This is a genomic window from Agitococcus lubricus, from assembly GCF_003051055.1.
Classification (GTDB): domain Bacteria; phylum Pseudomonadota; class Gammaproteobacteria; order Pseudomonadales; family Moraxellaceae; genus Agitococcus; species Agitococcus lubricus.
On the sequence record NZ_QAON01000053.1, the window covers coordinates 1 to 3,074 of the forward strand.

The 3,074-nt window shown below is 34.7% G+C and carries 3 protein-coding genes; all 3 read right to left on the reverse strand.

The features are described 5' to 3' along the window. Positions 1-226: 226 nt before the first annotated feature. Positions 227-739: a hypothetical protein gene (locus C8N29_RS16525; protein WP_107867163.1), complete on the reverse strand. Its 513-nt coding sequence runs from the start codon at positions 737-739 to the stop codon at positions 227-229. Between the two features lie 18 nt (positions 740-757). Further along, positions 758-1,915 (reverse strand): hypothetical protein, encoded by a 1,158-nt coding sequence (locus C8N29_RS16530; RefSeq protein ID WP_107867164.1) that lies wholly within the window; start codon positions 1,913-1,915, stop codon positions 758-760. 223 nt (positions 1,916-2,138) lie between these two features. After that, the gene (locus C8N29_RS16535; RefSeq protein ID WP_107867165.1) at positions 2,139-2,672 is read right to left on the reverse strand and encodes a hypothetical protein; all 534 of its coding nucleotides are present in this window, start codon (positions 2,670-2,672) and stop codon (positions 2,139-2,141) included. Positions 2,673-3,074: the final 402 nt, after the last annotated feature.

Here is a 3,074-nt window from a genome sequence, read left to right on the forward strand (position 1 = left end):
AAGTATGTGCTTCAGTTAAGGGATGAGTTGGTGCAGGCTAATGTGTAGAGTGTAACTCCCACAAAAAACTATCCATTTATTGATTTAACCTAGTGTCATTAAATAACTTAATTCACTAGGTTGATGTCATGTCACAACAATACCAAAAAATGACACGCACTTAAACTGCCAAACATTAAGTCACACAGATTACGAAGTGTGCAGTGCTGCTTCGTGATTTTAAATTTTATTTGTTGTTCTTATCTGCCTCTGCCATCGCACGAGGACTCCAAAATGTGATGCCCAGAGAAGACTCTGTTATTGGTGGGACTCCATTCATTAATAGCAAAATTACCGCAGCATTGTTATTGGCTCTCCATACATCACGAAGCACAGTGCCTTCATGGAAAGTGCCAGTTTCGTCTTTCTTGGGGAAGAGTTGCTCAATTTTGCGAAATAGACCGACATAATCTTTTTTGCTAATACGTCCACTGAAATCTGCTCCAATCATGTCAACTTTCTTGGTCGGACCAATCGAAATTTGGTAATCTTTTGTTGGAAAACCAAAAGCAACCCCCGTCATGTTCGTGTGTTGGCATTCTGCGATGACGCTTGGATTTTTCTCTTGTGGTGGGTGACAGACAAAACCCTTGGCTTCGACTTGCTTTTGCGTCATATCAAAACTAATGCCGTTATGCCCATCAAATGCAATTGCATGGCTGCAAATAGTAAAAATAGCAATATAAGCAATTTTTCTCATTTCTTCGCTCCGTGTTGGTTATCCGTTGTTAACGTGGCTAATTATTGCGTCTAGGGATTTTTCCATGGCTTGAAAAAGTGTCATATAAACCACCTCATTATTTCTATTTTCTATCCCAATATTTAGTCGCTCGTAGATTGTGTGCATTTTCTCTTGAACTGTTTCATCAGATTGGAGATGGCACAATACCACTCTATAGTCATAAAGAACAAAAAAAGGGCACATAATTGCATCAGCATTATCTATCAATAAAACGCGAGACAATAGAGAGCTAAAAAGCTTCAATCCTTTATAGCCTTTAATGTCTATACTTGGTGCTTTATCAATAATAATTGCTTTAATTGACTTTTCACAAAGAGCCTCAACAAATATTCGATTTAGAGCCTCAACAACAGGAGAAACATGTCTATTTTCCCAAAAGACAGGCTTTTGTAGGTCTGCAATAACTTTGGAAATTTCCCCTTCAAGCTTAAATAGCTTATGACCATACTTATTTTCGAATAAGTCAGATAAATCTTCTCTCGCCTTAAATACTTTACTTTCAAGTGCTCCTTCAGCCCACTGAACGCATATCTGAGCATCATAAAATTCTGAATGTATTTCGAATTCTGGGTCTATATTTTCAGAAAGTAAGTAATACTTTTCCTTTTCTGGCAGTTTGTCTATATCCCCCAGCCACATAACTAGGCTTTTATTTCTGTTAACACCAAATGATATATGCCATTCGTCTTTGTAATAAAGATTACCGTAGCTAGAGGACATTAGCTCCAACTTATAATCAGGATGTTGATTATATTTATTTAATACATCAATATGAAAATAAACAGGTGTTAGAAAACCATCATTCTGTTCACGAATCAAATACGGTATAAAGTAATACTCTAAGGCCGAGTATTTAAAAGGAAATTTATTGCAATAATTAAACCTCTTTTTTACAATATCTTCTGGCGGAGTAATTGTAACCTTGTCTAATCTTTCCTTTTTTGCGCCTGCCACAACCTCTTTAACCACAACCCTAGCACATTGAGATAAATACAGTTCATCTGTTAACTCATTTTTAAGATATGGCATACCTTGAAATGATATCTTTATACCTTCAAATTCGAAATCATAGTTTGCAGTCACAAAGTGTAATTTCTGACCGCTTTCAAGAAAATATTCATTGATCGTATTCAATGGCCACCTCAAAATTATAGAAACGTGCCTAACTAGGCGCATAACGCGCAAGTACCCACAATAAAATTAAATACTGAGATTACCTCAGAGTCATCAAAAAATACACAGTAATTGGCTGGGTACTTGTCGTTGTTGATGGAAAAGTTAGGGTTAATCACAGACATCATAACATTTGTAATCTCTGACTAAATGTTTGTGAATTAAGACTAGACCAGCCATTAAATTAAGGATGAGGTATTTTTCCTATCAGATTATTTTGTCCTAAATTACATTTTGATAAAAATTTATCTGCCAAGTCTCCACAAGGAACAAAAACCACATTTGGTTGTTTTTGTACAATATTATCAATTCTTCTGATAAAGCCACGCACCAAAAACATTTCAACTCTATTGTCAATATTATTTTTTCTAGTAATTGATAATGGGGTTGTCCTTATCAGATTAAATGAATCGACTGTTTTATTTCTTTTTTGTTTAAGCTCACATGGATAGCATTTTTTATCAAGTGGCCACAACGAACAATTTACAATACCTAGCTTTGAGAATTTTGTTCTAATTAACTCACATCCCATAGGCATTGTGAATGTTCTTAGTACAGATTTTGATGACACATGATTTTTAATATAATTAGTAACCTCTTGTCCTGACTTACCTGCTAATGGATGATTATGTATAAGCTCATCTTTAAAAGGCGATTCCAAAACCAGAACAAGCTCTAGGTTATTAATATTATTAATAATATCGCTGACACATCTCAAAGGCTTCTCCTTTTATTTTTTGAATAACCCTAACTTATTTTAAGCTTTCTAAATGACATATTATTTAATGCCATTTTTGATTTGTAATTTTTTAACATTTATGTCTAAGGGATTTTTTCTAATGTATATCTGACTTCAAAGAAAAAATCAATTGTTAAAAAACTGTTAAAAGGCCGTTTAAGCTACCTATGTGGCAGTGAGCAAATTTACCACTTACGAAGTTCGTGTTCAGAAAGCATTTACCGATGGGGGGATTTTTTCTGTAGCTTAAAATGGGCTTTTCCTCATGTAACCCCTACAAAAAACCATCCATTTATTGATTTAACCTAGTGCCATTAAATAACTTAATTCACTAGGTTGATGTCATGTCACAACAATTTGCAGCCGTTAATAATGCAGCCA

Bases quoted from the DNA above. Each gene is read 5' to 3' on its own strand.
- C8N29_RS16525 (WP_107867163.1), bottom strand. From the start codon at position 739: ATGAGAAAAATTGCTTATATTGCTATTTTTACTATTTGCAGCCATGCA.